Below are 16,981 nucleotides of genomic sequence, written 5' to 3'. Positions count from 1 at the left end.
CGTGATCGCGTGGATGAAGCATTTGTTTCAATTCATCCTACGATCGCGCTACCCTTCGGACAAGCACCCATAAATGAACCGAGTTTTTACGTACCGTGAACAATCGTTTCTCGATCGAAGACCTTCAGGTGTTCTCCGAAGTTGTCAGGACACTCAAATTTTCTCAAGCAGCTCAGAGGCTTGGTGTATCCCCCGCCTTCATCTCAAAGCGCATTCAGGTGCTCGAAGCACAACTTGAGTGCAAGCTCTTTCACCGCTCCACACGCCAAGTTTCGCTCACGGAGCAGGGGGAGCACGTCTATGAGCTTGGTCGATCGATCCTCGACAAGGTGAGCGAACTGCACGAGGAACTCGGCGTGAAGCGCAACGAACCGCGCGGTGTTCTGCGCGTTTCGACGAGCTTCGGCTTCGGCCGCCGGGTGGTGGGTGAGAGCCTCGCGGAGTTCTCACGCAAGTATCCCGAGATCGAGGTTCGGCTCGACGTCCTCGATCATCTGCTCGACCTTGCGCACAACAAGATCGACCTGGACGTACGTATCGGCGATGTGATCTCGCCGCATTACATCGCGAAGCGACTTGCACGTAATCACCGCATCCTGTGCGCTGCGCCGTCGTATCTTGAGCGATGCGGCAGGCCGACAGACCTGAACGAGCTTGCACAGCACAACTGCCTCATCATCAAGGAGCGAGACCACCCCGTCGGGCTGTGGAAGCTGACCCGCCGAGGCCGCAACTACAACGTGAAGGTCAGGGGGTCGCTCGTCACCAACAACGGCGAGATTGCCGTTGCATGGGCACTCGCAGGCCATGGCATCATGTTGCGGTCGATCTGGGACGCTCGCACGCATCTCGAGTCGGGGCTGCTGGTGAACATCCTCCCCGACTACACGCAGGAGGCGAACATCTGGGCCGTCTATCCCGAACGCCTGAGCTCCTCCGCGAAAATCAAGCTTTGCGTGAAGCACATGGAGGAATTCTTCCAGCGCTGGGAACAGCGTTAAAGCGCCCATCCGAAAGATCTCATCCTCACCTTTTGTCGGAAGTGCCATGCCAGTGCCGAGTTTCCTGTCCCTGAAGATCGAGCCTCTGACGTACGAGGCATTCGCGCCATTCGGCGAAGTCATCGAAGCCGGAGATCATGCTGAGCGCCTCCTCATCAACGGCGGCAACACCGAGCGCTATCACGATCTGGCTGATCTCGACGCGGGGTCCGATGGGCGGATCATCGTTTCGATCTTCAGGGGACAGCCTCGTACGCTGCCGTTCGAAGTACGGATGCTGGAGCGGCATCCGCTTGGGTCCCAGGCATTCATTCCGATGTCGGGCAGGCCCTACCTTGTTGTCGTAGCTCCCGCAGCCAGTAGCCCTGCCGTCACGGAACTCCGGGCTTTCCTCGCGCGGGGGAGCCAAGGCGTGAACTATCGTGCGGGGGTTTGGCACCACCCCTTGCTTGCACTGGATGGGGTTTCAGACTTCCTGGTGATTGACCGCAAGGGTCCCGGCCAAAATTGTGACGAAGTCACGCTCCAGCCCATCGCTCGCATCGCCGACCCCAGGTAGTGGCGTTTGAGCGGCTCCGATCCATTCAACACCGACGAGCCACCGGACGCTGCCCAGCGTCCGTTTCCTTGGCAAGCGGGTAGAGGACTTGCGCCACCAAGTAAGCACGCCCTGCCCGGCACACCATTCGAAGCCCTGCAACCAATTGTTTCTCAGGGCTTTTTCGCGTCCTGGGCGGCCATCTGTTAACGACATTAACTTGCCTGCCGCCGCCATTCACAAATCTCGCCAGCACGTTAACACCCAATCACTAGGATTCAGGGTGTAGTCATTTCATTCCGGCGAGCGCGCGCTTCTTCCCGCATCCGCACTCGCCCGGCGAACTTGCAGACACGGAGAACGAGACGTGAACAATCAAGTCAGTGGGCGTGCGACGACGCCCGGAGCGGAGGAGGCGGACAGCCGGCGCGAGTGGCCCTCGTTCCTGCTGCTCGCTTTCGTCGGCCTGCCCATCGCCATGACGCTGGCGATCGCGGCGTACGGGTTCATCGTGTGGTTCCTGCAGATCCTGGTCTTCGGCCCACCTTCCTGATTTCACCAGGCAAGGCAGCGTGCCATCCGGCATGTGCCGCCAAACAGGAAATCGGACAACCCGCAGGAGCATCATCATGAAAAAGTTGCTACGGTCTTTTCGGGACCTCTTTCTCAAGCCATCGGTCAGGATCGGGCTCGGCGTGCTCGTCACCGGCGGCTTCGTCGCCGGCGTGCTCGCCTGGCAGGGCTTCAACACCGCGCTGGAAGTGACCAACACCGAGGAGTTCTGCCTCAGCTGCCACACCATGCACGACAACCTGCTGCCCGAACTGCAGAAGACGGTGCACTGGAACAACCGCAGCGGCGTGCGTGCGCGCTGCCCGGATTGCCACGTGCCGCATGATTTCACCGACAAGGTCGCACGCAAGATGCAGGCCAGCCGCGAGGTTTGGGGTCAGATCGTGGGCACCATCGACACGCGCGAAAAGTTCAAGGACCACCGCATCGTGCTGGCCCAACGCGAGTGGAAGCGCCTGTCGGCCAACGGCTCGAAGGAATGTCGCGCCTGCCACGACTACAAGGACATGGACTTCGACAAGATGCGTCCGGCCTCGCAGGTCGCGATGCGCGCAGCCGCCGCCCGCGATCAGAGCTGCATCGACTGCCACAAGGGCATCGCACACCAGCTGCCCGACATGAAGGGCGCGCGCAACCCGGCGTTCGACACCCTGCTCTCCTCCGCCGCTGGACAAGGTGTCGACACCGGCCAGTCCTATTACCTCGTCGCGCCGCAGGATCTGTATGCGGACGAAGGCTTGAGCCAGCGCATCGGTTCGGTCGAGGTGGCGACCCAGGTCAAGGTGCTCGAGACCAAGGGTGACGCTCAACGCGTCGAGCTCGCGCTGTGGCGCAAGAACAAGGGCTATGGTCGCGTCTGGTACAGCCACTTCGGCCTCAACATCACCAGCGCCATCCTCGAGAAGGACATCGCCCAGGACACCAGCTTCGTGAAGGTGCTCGACACCAGGGAGGACCCAATGACCGGCCTCGAATGGCAGCAGGTCACCGCCACCGCCTGGATGCGCAAGGGCAGCCTGCTCGACAGCGTCGAGTCGGTGTGGACGATCGCCCGCGACAGCTACAGCCGCAGTTGCAGCGTGTGCCACCGCCAGCCCGAGGAAGCGCACTTCGACGCCAACACCTGGCCCGGCCTCTTCGGCGGCATGGTGGGCTTCACCAGCATGGACGACGACACCGCCCGCGTGGTGCTCAAGTACCTCCAGACCCATTCGTCCGATTTCAGCGCATCGCATCACGGCACCGGTTCGCCCGATTCCGCCCTGCAAACCGCGCGTCCCTGATCAGGAGTTGAACACCATGAACTACTCTCGGAGAGGTTTCCTCAAGGCCATGGCGGCAATGTCCGGCAGTGCGCTGGTCGCACCCGGCCTCCTGGCCCCTGCCACCGCCCGCGCCGCCGGCGAGGCAGCGGTAAGCGACGACATCACCACCTGGAAGATCACCGGCTCGCACTTTGGCGCCATGCGGGCCAAGGTGCTCGGCGACCGCGTGGTCGAGATCCATCCCTTCGAACTCGACAAGCATCCGACCAAGATGCTCGACGGCATCCTGGGCATGATCTACAGCCCGTCCCGCGTGCGCTACCCGATGGTGCGCCTGGACTGGTACCGCAAGCGCCACCTCAGCGACACCAGCCAGCGCGGCGACAACCGCTTCGTGCGCGTGAGCTGGGACGAGGCGCTCGACCTGTTCTACGAAGAGCTCGAGCGCATCCAGAAGGACTACGGCCCGTGGGCGCTGCACACCGGCGGCGTCGGCTGGCGCTCGGTCGGCCAGGTGCATAGCTGCGGCAACCACATGGTGCGCGGCGTCGGCATGCACGGCCGCAGCGTAGGCACCATTGGCGACTACTCGACCGGCGCCGGGCAGATGATCCTGCCCTACGTGCTGGGTTCGACCGAGGTGTATTCGCAAGGCACCTCGTGGGACGTGATCCTGCAGGAGAGCAAGCTGGTCGTGTTCTGGGCCAACGATCCGATCAAGAACCTGCAGGTGGGCTGGAACACCGAGACGCACGAGTCCTACACCTACTTCGAGCAGCTCAAGCAGAAGGTCGCCGACAAGTCGATCCAGGTGATCTGCATCGACCCGGTCAAGAGCAAGACGCTGAACTACCTCGGAGGCGCCGAGCACCAGTACATCAACCCGATGACCGACGTGCCGCTGATGCTCGCCATCGCGCACACGCTGGTGAAGGAAGGCCTGCACGACCAGAAATTCCTCGACACCTACACGCTGGGCTTCGACCGCTTTCTGCCCTACCTGCAGGGCAAGACCGAGGACATGGTCGAGAAGACGCCCGAATGGGCCGCGAAAATCTGCGGCGTGCCCGCCGATCGCATCCGCGAACTCGCCCGCCTGATGGCCAGGCACCGCACCCAGCTCATCTTCGGCTGGGCGGTGCAGCGCCAGCAGCACGGTGAGCAACCCTACTGGATGGGCGCGGTGCTGGCCGCCATGCTCGGCCAGATCGGCCTGCCCGGCGGCGGCATCAGCTACGCGCACCACTACAGCTCGGTGGGCGTCTCCTCGTCGGGCGCGGCCATGCCGGGTGCCTTCCCGCTCAACCTCGACCCCGGCCGCAAACCCAAGCACGACAACACCGACTACAAGGGCTATAGCGCGGTGGTGCCCATCGCGCGGGTCATCGACGCCCTGCTCGAACCGGGCAAGGAGATCGACTTCAACGGCGGCAAGGTCAAGCTGCCGCCGTACAAGATGGCGATCTTCAGCGGCTGCAACCAGTGGCACCGCCAGCCCCAGCGCAACCGCATGAAGGAAGCCTGGCAAAAGCTCGAGACCGTGGTCGCCATCGACTACAACTGGACCGCCACCTGCCGCTTTGCCGACATCGTGCTGCCGGCCTGCACGCCCTTCGAGCGCAACGACCTCGACGGCTACGGCTCGTACAGCAACCGCGGCATCATCGCGATGCAAAAGCTCATCGACCCGCTGTTCCACTCGCGCCCCGACTTCGAGATCTTCCGCGGCCTCACCCGGCGCTTCAACCGCGACGCCGAATACACCCGCGGCATGGACGAGATGCAGTGGGTGGAAAAGATCTACGAGGACTGCCGCAAGGAGAACGGCCTCAAGGACATCGCCATGCCGCCCTTCGCCGAGTTCTGGAAGAAAGGCTACGTGATGTTCCCCGAGGGTAAGCCCTGGGTGCGTCATGCCGACTTCCGCGACGACGCCGAGGTCAACGCCCTCGGCACGCCGTCCGGCTTCATCGAGATCTTCAGCCGCAAGATCGACCGCTACGGCTACGCCGACTGCAAGGGTCACCCGGTGTGGATGGAGAAGACCGAGCGCTCGCACGGCGGCCCCGGCTCCGACCGCTTCCCGCTGTGGTTGCAGTCGGTGCACCCGGACAATCGACTGCACTCGCAACTGTGCGAATCCGAGCCGCTGCGCGACACCTACGCCATCGCTGGCCGCGAGCCGGTGTTCATCGGCCCCGAGGACGCTGCCGCGCGCGGCATCCAGCACGGCGACCTGGTGCGGGTGTTCAACGACCGCGGCCAGCTGCTCGCCGGCGCGCACGTGTCGGACAATTTCCCGCGCGGCGTGGTGCGCATCCAGGAAGGCGCCTGGTACGGGCCGACCGGGCCGGAGATCGGCGCCCTCGACACCTACGGCGACCCCAACACGCTGACGCTGGACATCGGCACCTCCAGTCTGGCACAGGCCACCAGCGCCAATACCTGCCTGGTGCAGATCGAGAAGTTCGTCGGCACCGCGCCGGCGGTGACGTCCTTCGGCGGGCCGATCGAGGTCGATCCGGAAGGGCGGGAGGTGAAGGCGTGATGGACAAGCACTCGCAAGACGGCGCGGCTACTGCGCCCGGCACGGCCGAAGCCGCCAACGGCGCAGCGCTCTCCCCGGCTGAGTGGCTGTTCACGAGTACGCAGCGCGCCGGTCTGTACGGCTGGTTCGCCCGCCTGTACGCCGAGGAGGTGTCCGAGCCGCTCTATCGCAGCCACTTCGTGGACGGGGGCTTCGCCCCCTTTGCGGGGCTGGCCGAGCTCGGCCTCGAGGCCGAGGCGAAACGCCTCGACGCAGCGCTCGCCGCGCTGCGCGCCGAGCAACTGCCGCGCCTGGAACTGGCCGCCGACTTCGCCCAGCTCTTCCTGCTCGACGGCAAGACCAGCGCCCTGCCCTACGCCTCGGCCTACGCAGGCACCGACAGCGCCTCGCCGCTCTTCGGCGCGGCCGAGGCGCGCATGCGCGACTTCCTCGCCGCAAGCGGGTTGAGCGTCCAGGCCGACTTCCGCGAACCCGCCGACCACCTCGCCGTGCCGCTGGCGCTGATGGCGGAGCTGGCCGAGGCGGCGTCGAGCGCAGAGGACATCCCCACCGCCGCCGCGACCCAGGCGGACTTCCTGCGCACCGCCTTGCTCGACTGGCTGCCGCGTTTCGTCGAGCGCTGTCAGCAGGCGCGCCCGCGCTTCGACGTCTATCCGGCGCTGGCGGCCTTGCTGCTCGGGTTCGTGCGCGCGGACGTGGCGTTTCTGGAAGATGTGGGCGGTAGTGCGGCAGCCTCCTGAATCGCGCACCCCAGGCCGGGGCAGCGATCAGGCCGCCCGCTGCCGCCTGCGCGACTCCCACCCGAGGCAGGCCAGCCCGACCACCTTAGGAATCGGCCGGCTTCCGGTGCGATAGTGCGCGATCATGCGCCTGGTCATGCCGAGGGATTCGGCTGCACTCGCAAGTGACAGGCCATTGCGCTGCATCCAGTCGTTGAACTCGCTGGCCGTCGGCAAGCCGGCCTGCTGGCGGGACAGTTCATAGAGCCGGTCGGCCCCCAGACCCAGCCCGTCTGGCCAATCCAGGCCGTGCCCCCACTCATCGCGGGTCATGCGTGCGAAGAAGCTCGGGTTGCGTAGCGCATCGAAGGGCGGCTGGGCGAGGTCGGACAGGTCGATCGCCAAGGTTTCGCCCGTGCTCCAGCCGATCTCGAGCGTCAGATCGCCCGTCACACGGGCTGTTTCGATGCGGGGGGGCGTCTTCATGGATTGAGCCTCCGATATTCGTGCAGGTACTTCGCCTTGTTGGCGCGGATGTTCGCCAGCGCGGCACCGAGTCGCTTCAGTGGCTGCACCCCGCCCGCCAACACTTCGCCCGTCTCGATCGCAACCGACACGCGGCTTCCATCGCGAAAGATCACATGAACGTGAGGAACCCCGTGCTCCATGCCGTTGATGCGGATCCGCCAGTCGCCCACGATGTCGTAGTTGGTCATCGCCAGAATAGTGAAATGGTTACACTTAATCAAGAGCCGTTCAAATTGCCATCAGCATATCCCATGGCGACTTCCATCAGGACGAAAGACGTGTTGAGGGACAGTCTTCGCGATCCATTCCAGAGCGCCGCTGACCTCGCACTTATTGCTGCATCGCAGCAATTCAGTTAATCTTCAGCCTCTTCGAGCGACGTGAGTCTGCCCTCCGCTCGAGCTACGAATACGCAACTCACCGACAAGCGACCCATGTAAGCCTTGCCCCAGCCTGCGAGCTGCTCACCCCCTTCCCGCTCGCGCGAGGCTTGCTGCAACGCGTTCGCTTGATCCGTCCCTGCCCGGCTCCCAGCGCCATGACAAGGCGCCACCTTCGCAGCTGCCGCGATGCGAGCGTTCGGGCATCGTGAAGCCCCTCGGGGGCGGTCTAACGCATTGCGAACCCGTCTCGCCCGACTTCATCGCGTCCCTGCCGGGACGCACGCAACCTTGCTGGACCGATAACGACAAATGAAATCCTTCCACCAGGACTGGCTCTCCAATGTCCGCAACGACCTGCTCGCCGGCCTCGTGGTCGCGCTGGCGCTGATTCCCGAGGCGATCGCGTTCTCGATCATCGCCGGCGTCGACCCCAAGGTCGGCCTCTACGCCTCCTTCTGCATCGCGGTGGTCATCGCCTTCACCGGCGGCCGCCCGGGCATGATCTCGGCCGCCACCGGCGCGATGGCGCTGGTGATGGTCACGCTGGTCAAGGAGCACGGCCTCGAATACCTGCTCGCCGCCACCATCCTCACCGGCGTGCTGCAGATCGTCTCCGGCTGGATCCGGCTCGGGCGGCTGATGCGCTTCGTGTCGCGCTCGGTGGTCACCGGCTTCGTCAACGCGCTCGCCATCCTGATCTTCATGGCGCAGCTGCCCGAGCTCACCAACGTGACCTGGCACGTGTACGCGATGACCACCGCCGGCCTGGGGATCATCTATCTGTTCCCCTACGTCACCAAGGCCATCCCCTCGCCGCTCGTCACCATCGTGGTGCTCACCGCGGTCGCCATCGTTCTCGACCTCGACATCCGCAGCGTCGGCGACATGGGCGAGTTGCCCGACAGCCTGCCGGTGTTCCTGCTTCCCGACGTGCCCCTCAACCTGGAAACGCTGGCGATCATCTTCCCGTACTCGCTGACGCTGATGGTGGTGGGCCTGCTCGAATCGCTGATGACCGCGACCATCGTCGACGACCTCACCGACACCCCCAGCGACAAGAACCGCGAGTGCGTCGGCCAGGGCGTGGCCAACATCGCCAGCGGCTTCATCGGCGGCATGGCGGGCTGCGCGATGATCGGCCAGTCGGTGATCAACGTGAAATCCGGCGGCCGCGGCCGGCTGTCGACGCTGTCGGCGGGCCTCTTCCTGCTCGCGCTGCTGATGCTGGTGGGCGACTGGGTGGCGCAGATTCCGATGGCGGCGCTGGTGGCGGTGATGATCATGGTGTCGATCGGCACCTTCGACTGGAACTCGATCCGCAAGCTGCGCGAGAACCCGCCGAGCTCGAGCATCGTGATGCTCGCCACCGTGGCGGTCACCGTCGCCACCCACGACCTGGCGCAGGGCGTGCTGGTGGGCGTGCTGGCCTCGGGCTTCTTCTTCGCGCACAAGGTCGGCCGCATCCTGCACATCCGCTCCGCCGCCGAGGACGAAGGCCGCCAGCGCCGCTATACCGTCAGCGGCCAGGTCTTCTTTGCCTCCGCCGACAACTTCGTTGCCGCCTTCGACTTCAAGGAGGTGATCGACAAGGTGGTCATCGACGTTTCGCGCGCCCACTTCTGGGACATCACCGCGGTCAGCGCGCTCGACAAGGCGGTGGTGAAGTTCCGCCGCGAAGGTACCGAGGTCGAGGTCGTCGGCCTCAACGAGGCCAGCGCGACCATGGTCGACAGGTTCGCCGTGCACGACAAGGACGGCGCCGACGACTTGTTGACGGGCCACTGAGGGGAAGCCGCATGAACAAGCAAGACAAGAAAGTGCTGGCCTGCGTGGATCAGTCCCACTTTGCTGACACCGTCGCCGACTACGCTGCCTGGGCCGCACGCCGCATGGACGCGCCGCTCGAGCTGCTGCACGTGATCGACCGCCACCTCGAGCAGGGCTCGGGCGAAGACCATAGCGGCGCGATCGGCATCAACGCGCAGGAACATCTGCTGAGCGCCCTCAGCGACAAGGACGCCGCCGTCGCCCGCGCCAAGCGCGAACAGGGCCGCCTCTTCCTCAACCGTCTGCGCGAGCGCGCGCTGGCCGCAGGCGCGCCCGCGGCCGACATGCGCCAGCGCCACGGCGCCCTCGACGACACCCTGGCCGAGCAGGAAGACAACGTGCGCCTCTTCGTCTTCGGCCGCCGCGGCGCCTCGGCCGAGGCCATGCAGCCGGGGAGTTCAAACACGCTGGGCCGCAACGTCGAGCGCGTCGTGCGCGCCATCCACAAGCCCATCCTCACCGTAACCGAGGGCTTCAAGGAACCCGAGCGCGTGATGCTCGCCTTTGATGGCACCTCGGTCACCCGCAAGGGCGTGGACATGATCGCCAACAGCCCGCTGTTCAAGGGCCTGCCCATCCACATCGTGATGGCCGGCAAGAAGAGTGCGGACACACCCAGGCAGCTCGCCTGGGCCAAGGACACGCTTACCGCCGCGGGTTTCGAGGTGGTCGCCGACGTCCTCCCCGGCGACCCCGAGACGGTGATCGCCCGCGAGGTCAAGGCGCGCAACATCGACATGCTGCTCATGGGCGCCTATGCGCACTCGCCGCTGCGCGCGCTGATCTTCGGCAGCAAGACCACCGACCTGCTGCGCGCTGCGACGGTTCCGACACTGCTGCTGCGCTGAGACTAGCCCTTGCCGCCCTCGCGCAGCCGCTTGGCGGCGAGGCGCAACACATCCAGATGCTCGCCGTAGTTCGAGCACCCCTTGCACATTGCCGTATGCACCTTCAGTGACAACCGCTCGCGCAGGCTGAGCGTGCGCTCGTAGCGCTCGGACATGAGCCGGGTCGCATCCTTGCAGTTCATCATCTTCATCGGGCCTCTCCCAGGAACCAGCGATTTTCCAGACACAGGCGCAGCCCGAGCCGAGCGCGGTGCAGGATGACGAAGCAGTTGTTGCGGGTGATGCCCAGCACCGCGCAGATCTCGGCGGTCTCGAGTTCGAGGAGCTCGCGCATCGTGTAGACGCGGGCGATGCGCTCGGGCAGGTTGTTCATGCAGATGTCGAACACCCTCCAGAAGGCGTCCTGCTCGAACGCGGCTTCCGGGTCGGACCAGGTCGCGGGGCGATCCTCAGGGTTCCAGTGCCCTCCCCGCTTGAACAGCACATCGAACGCCTCCAGCCCGGCGTCCATTTCCGACGACCCGACAAGGTCCGAGCCGCAGATCTCGCGCGACGACGCACGGATGTGATCAACGATCTTGTTGCGCAGGATCGCGAACATCCAGGTCTTGAACGCCGACCGCCCAGCGAAGCTTCTCGCGCTCGTCATCGCCGCCATCAGCGCCTCCTGCACCATATCCTCGGCGGCGGCTGCGTCACGCAACTGCATGCGTGCAAAGCGCAGCATGTCGCGCCGGATCGCGGTGATCGAGGCGTCGTCCCAAAGTGGGCTTGCGGCCTGTGCGCTGGCCTCGCTCATTCTTCGCTCCTGTCGGGTGCTACCTGATCATCGCGCCTCGTCGCAGATTCGGGCACGATACACGCCTCGTCCCGCGCCACATAGTCGTCGCCGGCCTTGGTGTCGCCGGCCTTGGTCGTCATGTCGGCGGTGGCCAGGGGCGCATCGACACGCCACAGCCAGAACAGGTGCGGCGTCGCCTCGAGGTCGATTTCGATGGGGCGGCCGAGCAGGGCCATGCTGCGCTCGGCGACCGCCTCGGCGGCGGAAACGCCGTCCCAGGTCCTGAGCGCGTACTGCGTGCGCGCACTTCGCTCACAGCACATGCTCCGTCGCGTCACGCAATCCACTATTTTACGCCTACCATAATAGGCGCAATATACCCATCAATGTACCGCACAATTTATTCACCTACTTTAATAGGTGTATTGTCGATTCATGGGCCTGAATCGCCTATACTCCTACGGTCTTGGGAGTATTTTCATGGCGCGTCGTGTTGTCCCTACCCCCTTCCCCACCGATCCGCAGCTCACAACGCCTGACGCACTCGGGGCGGCCATTCGTGCGGCTCGCACCGCCAGCGGACTGACACTCGAAGAAGCGGCACTGGCGGTGAGTATCGCCAAACAGACCCTGGGCGACCTGGAGGCAGGCAAGCCAAGCGTCGGACTGGGGATCGCCCTGCGGGTGGCGAAGGCCCTTGGTGTGAGCCTCTTCATCGCGCCGGCGGGCGACGCCGGCACGATCGTGCAGCGCATCCGCGAGGCGCGTGAATGATGAAGCTCGACGTGCTGATGAATGGCGAGCTCGCGGGCACGCTGAGCTACACGGCGCAGACGCACCGCTATGCGTTCCACTACAGCCCGGCGTGGCTGACCCGCAAGGCGCGCTACGCCCTCGGCCCGACCTTGCCGCTCGAAGTCGACGAGACAATGACGGAGGAGCGCCACAGCGCCTTGGTGCGCCAGTTCTTCGAGAATCTGCTGCCCGAGGGGCAGGCGCTCGATGACGCGGCAAGCACGCACAAGCTCTCGAAGGGCAACCTGATGGGGCTGCTGGCGGCACTGGGCGGAGAGACCGCCGGGGCGCTGCAATTGCGCCTCCCCGGGACGGACGTAACACCGGCAGCAGCGACTCGCCGCCCGCTGTCACATGCGGAACTCTCGGCGCGCATCCGGGCACGCCCCTTTCAGCCCTTCTCTGTCTGGGACGGCCGCGTGCGGCTATCCATCGCCGGCTTTCAGGACAAGATTGCCGTCTTTGAGGAGGACGGTCAGTGGGCGCTTGTCGAGGGCGGGCAGCTCGCCTCTACCCACATCCTCAAGCCCGAGCCGGTCACCGCGCAGCTTGCCGGACTCACCGCCAACGAATACTTCTGCATGCGGCTCGCCCAGTGGGCAAAGCTGCCTGTCGCCGAGGTCGCGCTCGTGCACGTCCCCGAGCCGGTGCTGGTCGTGAAGCGTTTCGACCGTGAACGTGGCGCAGGGCACGTTGCGCGCCGGCACATCATCGACGGCTGCCAGGCGCTGGGTTTGTCGTCGGCGCTCAAGTACGAGCGCCCCTACGGCGACACCCGAGATGTGCGCGACCTGCGCGAGGGGGCGTCGCTGCCGATGCTCTTCGCGCTCCTCGAGCACTGCGCACGGCCTGCCGCGGAACGGCTTGCCCTGCTGCGCTGGACCCTCTTCCAGGTGCTGATCGGCAACACCGATGCGCACGCGAAGAACCTCTCCTTCTACCTGGACCGTGAAGGGCTCTCGCTCGCCCCGGCCTACGACCTCGTCTGCGGACTCGCCTTCGGCGGCGAGCAACTCCTCGACACCTACGCCATGGCCATCGGCAACGCCTTTCACGCGCAAGCGCTGTCACCGTACGAGTGGGCCAACTTCGCGCACGCCTGCGCGCTGCCCTTCCGCCAGGTGAGCACCGAGCTTGCGCGCATGGCCCAGCGCGTGCGCGACGGCCTGCCAAAGGCCTGCGAGGATGCGCGAGCCGCCGGGGTGGCGCCCCAACTCATCGAGCAGTTGCGCACCTTGGTTGCCGCCGAGTGCGAGCGCCAGGCCGGCATGGCACCCGCGGTGGCGAAGGTCGATTCATCACTTTTCTGAATCTTCCGAACCGCCACGCACCACGTCGCGCGACAAGCGGATCGTGGGCTTGGCCGCCTCCCACTCCGCGTCCGTGTAGGGGATCGCATCCGGATCCGACAGCGCAGCCGCCGTGATGACGGCATCTTCTTCGGCGCTCGGGTGCGGGGTTCCCGTCTTAAGCTTCGGCATAACGTTTGACCTCTCGCTGGTTGGCCTTTCGAAGGCTGATCACCCGCCAGCCTTCCGGACGATCCACGAAGACGACGTAATACCGGATCTATCCGACGACCGACATGTTGACTCATCGTACCGACCCCACCGCGCCCGCTACAATCCCCGCGTCCCAACCCGAATGCATGCGCCCCCTGTGACCTCGTCATCCGCCTCGCCCCAGCCCGCCGACAGCGCCACCCCCGCCGCCCTCGACACCTTCATCGCCCGCTGGCAGCACGCCGGCGGCAGCGAGCGCGCCAACTACCAGCTCTTCCTCACCGAGCTGTGCGAACTCCTCGGCCTGCCGCGCCCCGACCCCGCTGGCGACGACACGCGCGACAACGCCTACGTGTTCGAGCGCCGCGTGGTGATGCGCCAGCCCGACGGCAGCGCCAACAACGGCTTCATCGACCTCTACCGCCGCGGCGCCTTCGTGCTCGAGGCCAAGCAGACTGGCCGCACGCTCGACACCTCGGGCTGGGACAAGGCCATGCTGCGTGCCCACAACCAGGCCGACCAGTACGCCCGCGCCCTGCCCGCCGACGAAGGCCGGCCGCCCTTCATCCTCGTCACCGACGTCGGCCGCAACATCGAGCTGTACGCCGAATTCAGCCGCTCGGGCGCCACCTACACGCCCTACCCCGACCCGCGCAGCCACCGCATCCGCCTCGAAGACCTGCGCCGCGACGACATCCGCCAGCGCCTGCGCGACGTCTGGCTCGACCCGCTCAGCCTCGACCCCGCCCGCCGCTCCGCCCGCGTCACCCGCGAGATCGCCGACCGCCTCGCCTCGCTCGCCAAGTCGCTCGAGGCCGCCGGCCACCCGCCGCAGCAGGTTGCCGGCTTCCTCATGCGCGCGCTGTTCACCATGTTTGCCGAAGACGTCGGCCTGCTGCCGCCGCGCGCCTTCACCGAACTGCTCGAAAGCCTCAAGGGCGAGCCGCACGCCTTCGCGCCCATGCTCGAGCACCTGTGGCAGAACATGAACACCGGCGGCTTTTCGCCCATCCTGCGCAACAAGGTGCTGCGCTTCAACGGCGGCCTGTTTGCAGAGGCCAGCGCCATCCCGCTCGACCGCGACCAGCTCGATTTGCTGCTGAAAGCGTCGGAGGCCGACTGGCGCTACGTCGAACCCGCCATCTTCGGCACCCTGCTCGAACGCGCGCTCGACCCCCGCGAGCGGCACAAGCTCGGCGCCCACTACACCCCGCGCGCCTACGTGGAACGCCTGGTGCTGCCCACCGTCATCGAACCGCTGCGCGCCGAATGGCGCGAAGTGCAGGCCGCCGCGCTCACCTACGAGCAACAGGGCAAGCACAAGGACGCCGTCGCCGAGATCCGCGCCTTCCACCGCCACCTGTGCGAAGTGCGTGTGCTCGACCCCGCCTGCGGCAGCGGCAATTTCCTGTACGTGACGCTGGAACACCTCAAGCGCCTCGAAGGCGAAGTGCTCAACCTGCTGCACGACCTCGGCGAATCGCAGGGCCTGCTCGAACTCGAAGGCGTCACCGTCGACCCGCACCAGTTCCTCGGCCTCGAGATCAACCCGCGCGCCGCCCGCATCGCCGAGATGGTGCTGTGGATCGGCTACCTGCAATGGCACTTCCGCACCCACGGCTCGGTGAACCCGCCCGAGCCGGTGCTGCGCGACTTCCGCAACATCGAGCACCGCGACGCGCTGATCGACTACGAGCGTGAAGAGCCCGTCACCGATGAAGCCGGCCGCCCGGTCACGCGCTGGGACGGCGTGACCTACCGGAAGAGCCCGATCACCGGCGAGGACATTCCGGACGAGAGCGCGCAGGTGGTGCAGATGCGCTACGTGAATCCGCGCAAGGCCGAATGGCCGCAGGCGGATTACATCGTGGGGAATCCACCGTTCATTGGCGCAAAGCTCATGCGCCAAGAGCTTGGTGACGGATATGTTGATGCGCTGCAGGCAGCGTGGCCCGACGTGCCACAAGCGAGCGATTTCGTCTTACGTTGGTGGCACAAAGCGGCTGGGCTCGTGGCATCTGACAGCGCGACATCATTCGGCTTCATCGCATCAAACTCCATCCGTCAGACCTACAACCGCCGCGTGATCGCACCCTTCATTGATTCAGAGAAAGCGCCTCTTTCTCTCGTCTTCGTGATACCAGATCATCCCTGGGTCGATACCAAGGACGGAGCTGCGGTCCGGATTTCGATGACAGCAGCGCGACGTGGCGCTTGCGAGGCAGATGTTTTCGTCGTCACCAAAGAACACGACAAAGGGGAGTCACCTGACGAGGATCTTGTCGACGAGGCGACGATTAGTCGTGGGAAGGTACATGCTGACTTACGCATTGGAGCCGATCTGACAAAGGCTGTTGCCTTGATGAGCAACCAGCTTCTATGCGCGGTGGGCTTCAAGACCATTGGAGCGGCATTTCAGATCACACATATCGAAGCAAAGGAACTCGGCCTCGGGGAAACACCTGAGCTTGAACGCCATATCCGGCCGTACATTAACGGCCGAGACCTCGCGGGAGAACGACGTGGCCTTTACGTGCTGGACTTCTTCGGCGTGTCTCTCGAAGCGCTCCGGGAAGGCTTCCCAAGGGTTTATCAGTACCTCTTGACGCGCGCGAAACCAGAGCGAGACCAGAACAGAAACCGAATCTTTCGCGACAACTGGTGGGTTATCGGCCATCCACGCCCTGTGTTTAGACGCTTCACGGATGGGCTGCAGAGCTATCTCGCAACCATCGAAACGTCAAAACATCGCTTCTTCACTGCTCTGCCCGCGGTGGACGCACCAGATAGCACGTTAGTTACTCTAGGGCTCGAAGACCAACTGCATCTCGGAATCCTCTCAAGTCGTTTACATGCCTCATGGGCGCTGGCTGCTGGTGGAACCCTCGAAGACCGCCCCCGCTACAACAAGTCCGTCTGCTTCGAAACCTTCCCCTTCCCCGACCCCACGCCCACCCAAGCCGCCCGCATCCGCGACCTCGCCGAGCAGCTCGACACCCACCGCAAGCGCCAGCAGTCGCTGCACCCAGAGCTGACCCTCACCGGCATGTACAACGTGCTCGAGAAGCTGCGTGCCGGCGACACGCTGACGCCCAAGGAACGCACGATCCACGAGCAGGGCCTGGTGTCGGTGCTGCGCGAACTGCACGACGCGCTCGACACCGCGGTGTTCGAGGCCTACGGCTGGAGCGACCTCGCCGCCCAACTCGTCGGCAAGCCCGGCGCCACCACGCCGCTGCCCGACAAGCCCGAGGCCCAGGCCGCCGCCGAGGAAGAGCTGCTGCGCCGCCTGGTCGAGCTCAACGCCACCCGCGCCGCCGAAGAAGCCCGCGGCCTGGTGCGCTGGCTGCGCCCCGACTACCAGAACCCCGGCGCCACCTCAGCCACGGCCACCGCTACCACCCCCTCCCAGGTCGAAGCCGACCTCGGCCCGGCCGAAGAGGCCGAAGCCTCTGCCACGCCCGCGACCAGCGGCAAGGCCGCGTGGCCCAGGGGCATGCGCGAACAGGTCGCCGCCGTGCGCAGCGCGCTGGCCCACCAACCGCTCCCCGCCGAGGCCATCGCCGCCCGCTTCAAGCGCACGCCCCGCGCCGGCGTGCAGGCCGTGCTCGAAGCGCTGGAGGAGCTGGGCATGGTCGCGCTCGAGGACGGCGCGTATCGGTTGCAGGGGTGA

At 65.4% G+C, this 16,981-nt stretch carries 17 protein-coding genes; 11 read left to right on the top strand and 6 right to left on the bottom strand.

The genetic code is table 11. The annotated features are described in order from the left end of the window. Positions 1 to 95: 95 nt before the first annotated feature. From ACUH78_RS00180 to torD, 6 genes are all read left to right on the top strand, one after another. Positions 96 to 1,001, top strand: coding sequence for a LysR substrate-binding domain-containing protein (locus ACUH78_RS00180; RefSeq protein ID WP_418363145.1), 906 nt, complete (start codon positions 96 to 98; stop codon positions 999 to 1,001). 46 nt (positions 1,002 to 1,047) lie between these two features. Next, complete coding sequence (locus ACUH78_RS00175; protein WP_445332571.1) at positions 1,048 to 1,560, top strand: ureidoglycolate lyase; 513 nt, start codon at positions 1,048 to 1,050, stop codon at positions 1,558 to 1,560. A gap of 346 nt (positions 1,561 to 1,906) precedes the next feature. Then, positions 1,907 to 2,092 carry a periplasmic nitrate reductase, NapE protein gene (locus tag ACUH78_RS00170; protein WP_445332572.1) on the top strand — a complete coding sequence of 62 codons (186 nt, stop codon included), beginning with the start codon at positions 1,907 to 1,909 and terminating at the stop codon, positions 2,090 to 2,092. A 76-nt stretch (positions 2,093 to 2,168) separates the two neighbouring features. Further along, complete coding sequence (gene torC, locus ACUH78_RS00165) at positions 2,169 to 3,395, top strand: pentaheme c-type cytochrome TorC (RefSeq protein WP_445332573.1); 1,227 nt, start codon at positions 2,169 to 2,171, stop codon at positions 3,393 to 3,395. 16 nt (positions 3,396 to 3,411) lie between these two features. Further along, entirely contained in the window at positions 3,412 to 5,925 is a 2,514-nt protein-coding gene (gene torA / locus ACUH78_RS00160) for a trimethylamine-N-oxide reductase TorA (protein ID WP_445332574.1), read from the top strand. Beyond that, positions 5,925 to 6,665 carry a molecular chaperone TorD gene (gene torD / locus ACUH78_RS00155; protein ID WP_445332575.1) on the top strand — a complete coding sequence of 247 codons (741 nt, stop codon included), beginning with the start codon at positions 5,925 to 5,927 and terminating at the stop codon, positions 6,663 to 6,665. The genes torA and torD overlap by 1 nt, the downstream gene beginning before the upstream one ends. Before the next feature lie 27 nt (positions 6,666 to 6,692). Here torD and ACUH78_RS00150 read toward each other — a convergent pair whose 3' ends face one another. Beyond that, positions 6,693 to 7,130: a DUF2442 domain-containing protein gene (locus tag ACUH78_RS00150; RefSeq protein WP_445332576.1), complete on the bottom strand. Its 438-nt coding sequence runs from the start codon at positions 7,128 to 7,130 to the stop codon at positions 6,693 to 6,695. Continuing rightward, positions 7,127 to 7,360, bottom strand: a complete 234-nt coding sequence (locus tag ACUH78_RS00145; protein ID WP_510497541.1) for a DUF4160 domain-containing protein — start codon at positions 7,358 to 7,360, stop codon at positions 7,127 to 7,129. Before ACUH78_RS00145 ends, ACUH78_RS00150 begins: the two co-directional genes overlap by 4 nt. Positions 7,361 to 7,864: 504 nt before the next feature. Here ACUH78_RS00145 and ACUH78_RS00140 point away from each other — a divergent pair. Continuing rightward, positions 7,865 to 9,340, top strand: a complete 1,476-nt coding sequence (locus tag ACUH78_RS00140) for a SulP family inorganic anion transporter (RefSeq protein WP_445332578.1) — start codon at positions 7,865 to 7,867, stop codon at positions 9,338 to 9,340. An 11-nt stretch (positions 9,341 to 9,351) separates the two neighbouring features. Continuing rightward, positions 9,352 to 10,230 (top strand): universal stress protein, encoded by an 879-nt coding sequence (locus tag ACUH78_RS00135; protein WP_418363152.1) that lies wholly within the window; start codon positions 9,352 to 9,354, stop codon positions 10,228 to 10,230. A gap of 2 nt (positions 10,231 to 10,232) precedes the next feature. Here ACUH78_RS00135 and ACUH78_RS00130 read toward each other — a convergent pair whose 3' ends face one another. Genes ACUH78_RS00130 through ACUH78_RS00120 form a run of 3 tightly spaced genes read right to left on the bottom strand, consistent with a single transcriptional unit; the run spans position 10,233 to position 11,334 of the window. After that, a complete protein-coding gene (locus tag ACUH78_RS00130; RefSeq protein ID WP_418363153.1) occupies positions 10,233 to 10,421 on the bottom strand; it encodes a zf-HC2 domain-containing protein in 189 nt (62 codons plus the stop codon). Next, entirely contained in the window at positions 10,418 to 11,029 is a 612-nt protein-coding gene (locus ACUH78_RS00125; RefSeq protein WP_418363154.1) for a sigma-70 family RNA polymerase sigma factor, read from the bottom strand. The genes ACUH78_RS00130 and ACUH78_RS00125 overlap by 4 nt, the downstream gene beginning before the upstream one ends. Next, positions 11,026 to 11,334, bottom strand: coding sequence for a DUF3047 domain-containing protein (locus tag ACUH78_RS00120; protein WP_418363155.1), 309 nt, complete (start codon positions 11,332 to 11,334; stop codon positions 11,026 to 11,028). The genes ACUH78_RS00125 and ACUH78_RS00120 overlap by 4 nt, the downstream gene beginning before the upstream one ends. A 157-nt stretch (positions 11,335 to 11,491) precedes the next feature. On the opposite strand from ACUH78_RS00120, the gene ACUH78_RS00115 reads away from it, so the two are divergent. Together ACUH78_RS00115 and ACUH78_RS00110 are read left to right on the top strand one after the other, a co-directional pair. Next, a complete protein-coding gene (locus ACUH78_RS00115; protein WP_418363156.1) occupies positions 11,492 to 11,785 on the top strand; it encodes a helix-turn-helix transcriptional regulator in 294 nt (97 codons plus the stop codon). Further along, positions 11,782 to 13,116: a HipA domain-containing protein gene (locus ACUH78_RS00110; RefSeq protein ID WP_418363157.1), complete on the top strand. Its 1,335-nt coding sequence runs from the start codon at positions 11,782 to 11,784 to the stop codon at positions 13,114 to 13,116. Before ACUH78_RS00115 ends, ACUH78_RS00110 begins: the two co-directional genes overlap by 4 nt. Here ACUH78_RS00110 and ACUH78_RS00105 read toward each other — a convergent pair. After that, positions 13,105 to 13,287 (bottom strand): hypothetical protein, encoded by a 183-nt coding sequence (locus tag ACUH78_RS00105; RefSeq protein ID WP_418363158.1) that lies wholly within the window; start codon positions 13,285 to 13,287, stop codon positions 13,105 to 13,107. The genes ACUH78_RS00110 and ACUH78_RS00105 overlap by 12 nt on opposite strands. A 163-nt stretch (positions 13,288 to 13,450) precedes the next feature. On the opposite strand from ACUH78_RS00105, the gene ACUH78_RS00100 reads away from it, so the two are divergent. Next, positions 13,451 to 16,981, top strand: a complete 3,531-nt coding sequence (locus tag ACUH78_RS00100) for a class I SAM-dependent DNA methyltransferase (RefSeq protein WP_445332579.1) — start codon at positions 13,451 to 13,453, stop codon at positions 16,979 to 16,981.

Source organism: Thauera sp. ZXT1-4 (genome assembly GCF_052598215.2).
The sequence above is the reverse complement of the archived record's forward strand: the minus strand, read 5'-3'. Positions and strand labels throughout refer to the sequence as shown.

Bases quoted from the DNA above. Each gene is read 5' to 3' on its own strand.
- ACUH78_RS00100 (WP_445332579.1), top strand. From the start codon at position 13,451: ATGCATGCGCCCCCTGTGACCTCGTCATCCGCCTCGCCCCAGCCCGCC.
- ACUH78_RS00120 (WP_418363155.1), bottom strand. From the start codon at position 11,334: ATGTGCTGTGAGCGAAGTGCGCGCACGCAGTACGCGCTCAGGACCTGG.
- ACUH78_RS00125 (WP_418363154.1), bottom strand. From the start codon at position 11,029: ATGAGCGAGGCCAGCGCACAGGCCGCAAGCCCACTTTGGGACGACGCC.
- ACUH78_RS00140 (WP_445332578.1), top strand. From the start codon at position 7,865: ATGAAATCCTTCCACCAGGACTGGCTCTCCAATGTCCGCAACGACCTG.
- ACUH78_RS00145 (WP_510497541.1), bottom strand. From the start codon at position 7,360: ATGACCAACTACGACATCGTGGGCGACTGGCGGATCCGCATCAACGGC.
- ACUH78_RS00115 (WP_418363156.1), top strand. From the start codon at position 11,492: ATGGCGCGTCGTGTTGTCCCTACCCCCTTCCCCACCGATCCGCAGCTC.
- torD (WP_445332575.1), top strand. From the start codon at position 5,925: ATGGACAAGCACTCGCAAGACGGCGCGGCTACTGCGCCCGGCACGGCC.
- ACUH78_RS00150 (WP_445332576.1), bottom strand. From the start codon at position 7,130: ATGAAGACGCCCCCCCGCATCGAAACAGCCCGTGTGACGGGCGATCTG.
- ACUH78_RS00130 (WP_418363153.1), bottom strand. From the start codon at position 10,421: ATGAAGATGATGAACTGCAAGGATGCGACCCGGCTCATGTCCGAGCGC.
- ACUH78_RS00105 (WP_418363158.1), bottom strand. From the start codon at position 13,287: ATGCCGAAGCTTAAGACGGGAACCCCGCACCCGAGCGCCGAAGAAGAT.
- torC (WP_445332573.1), top strand. From the start codon at position 2,169: ATGAAAAAGTTGCTACGGTCTTTTCGGGACCTCTTTCTCAAGCCATCG.
- ACUH78_RS00110 (WP_418363157.1), top strand. From the start codon at position 11,782: ATGATGAAGCTCGACGTGCTGATGAATGGCGAGCTCGCGGGCACGCTG.
- torA (WP_445332574.1), top strand. From the start codon at position 3,412: ATGAACTACTCTCGGAGAGGTTTCCTCAAGGCCATGGCGGCAATGTCC.
- ACUH78_RS00135 (WP_418363152.1), top strand. From the start codon at position 9,352: ATGAACAAGCAAGACAAGAAAGTGCTGGCCTGCGTGGATCAGTCCCAC.
- ACUH78_RS00175 (WP_445332571.1), top strand. From the start codon at position 1,048: ATGCCAGTGCCGAGTTTCCTGTCCCTGAAGATCGAGCCTCTGACGTAC.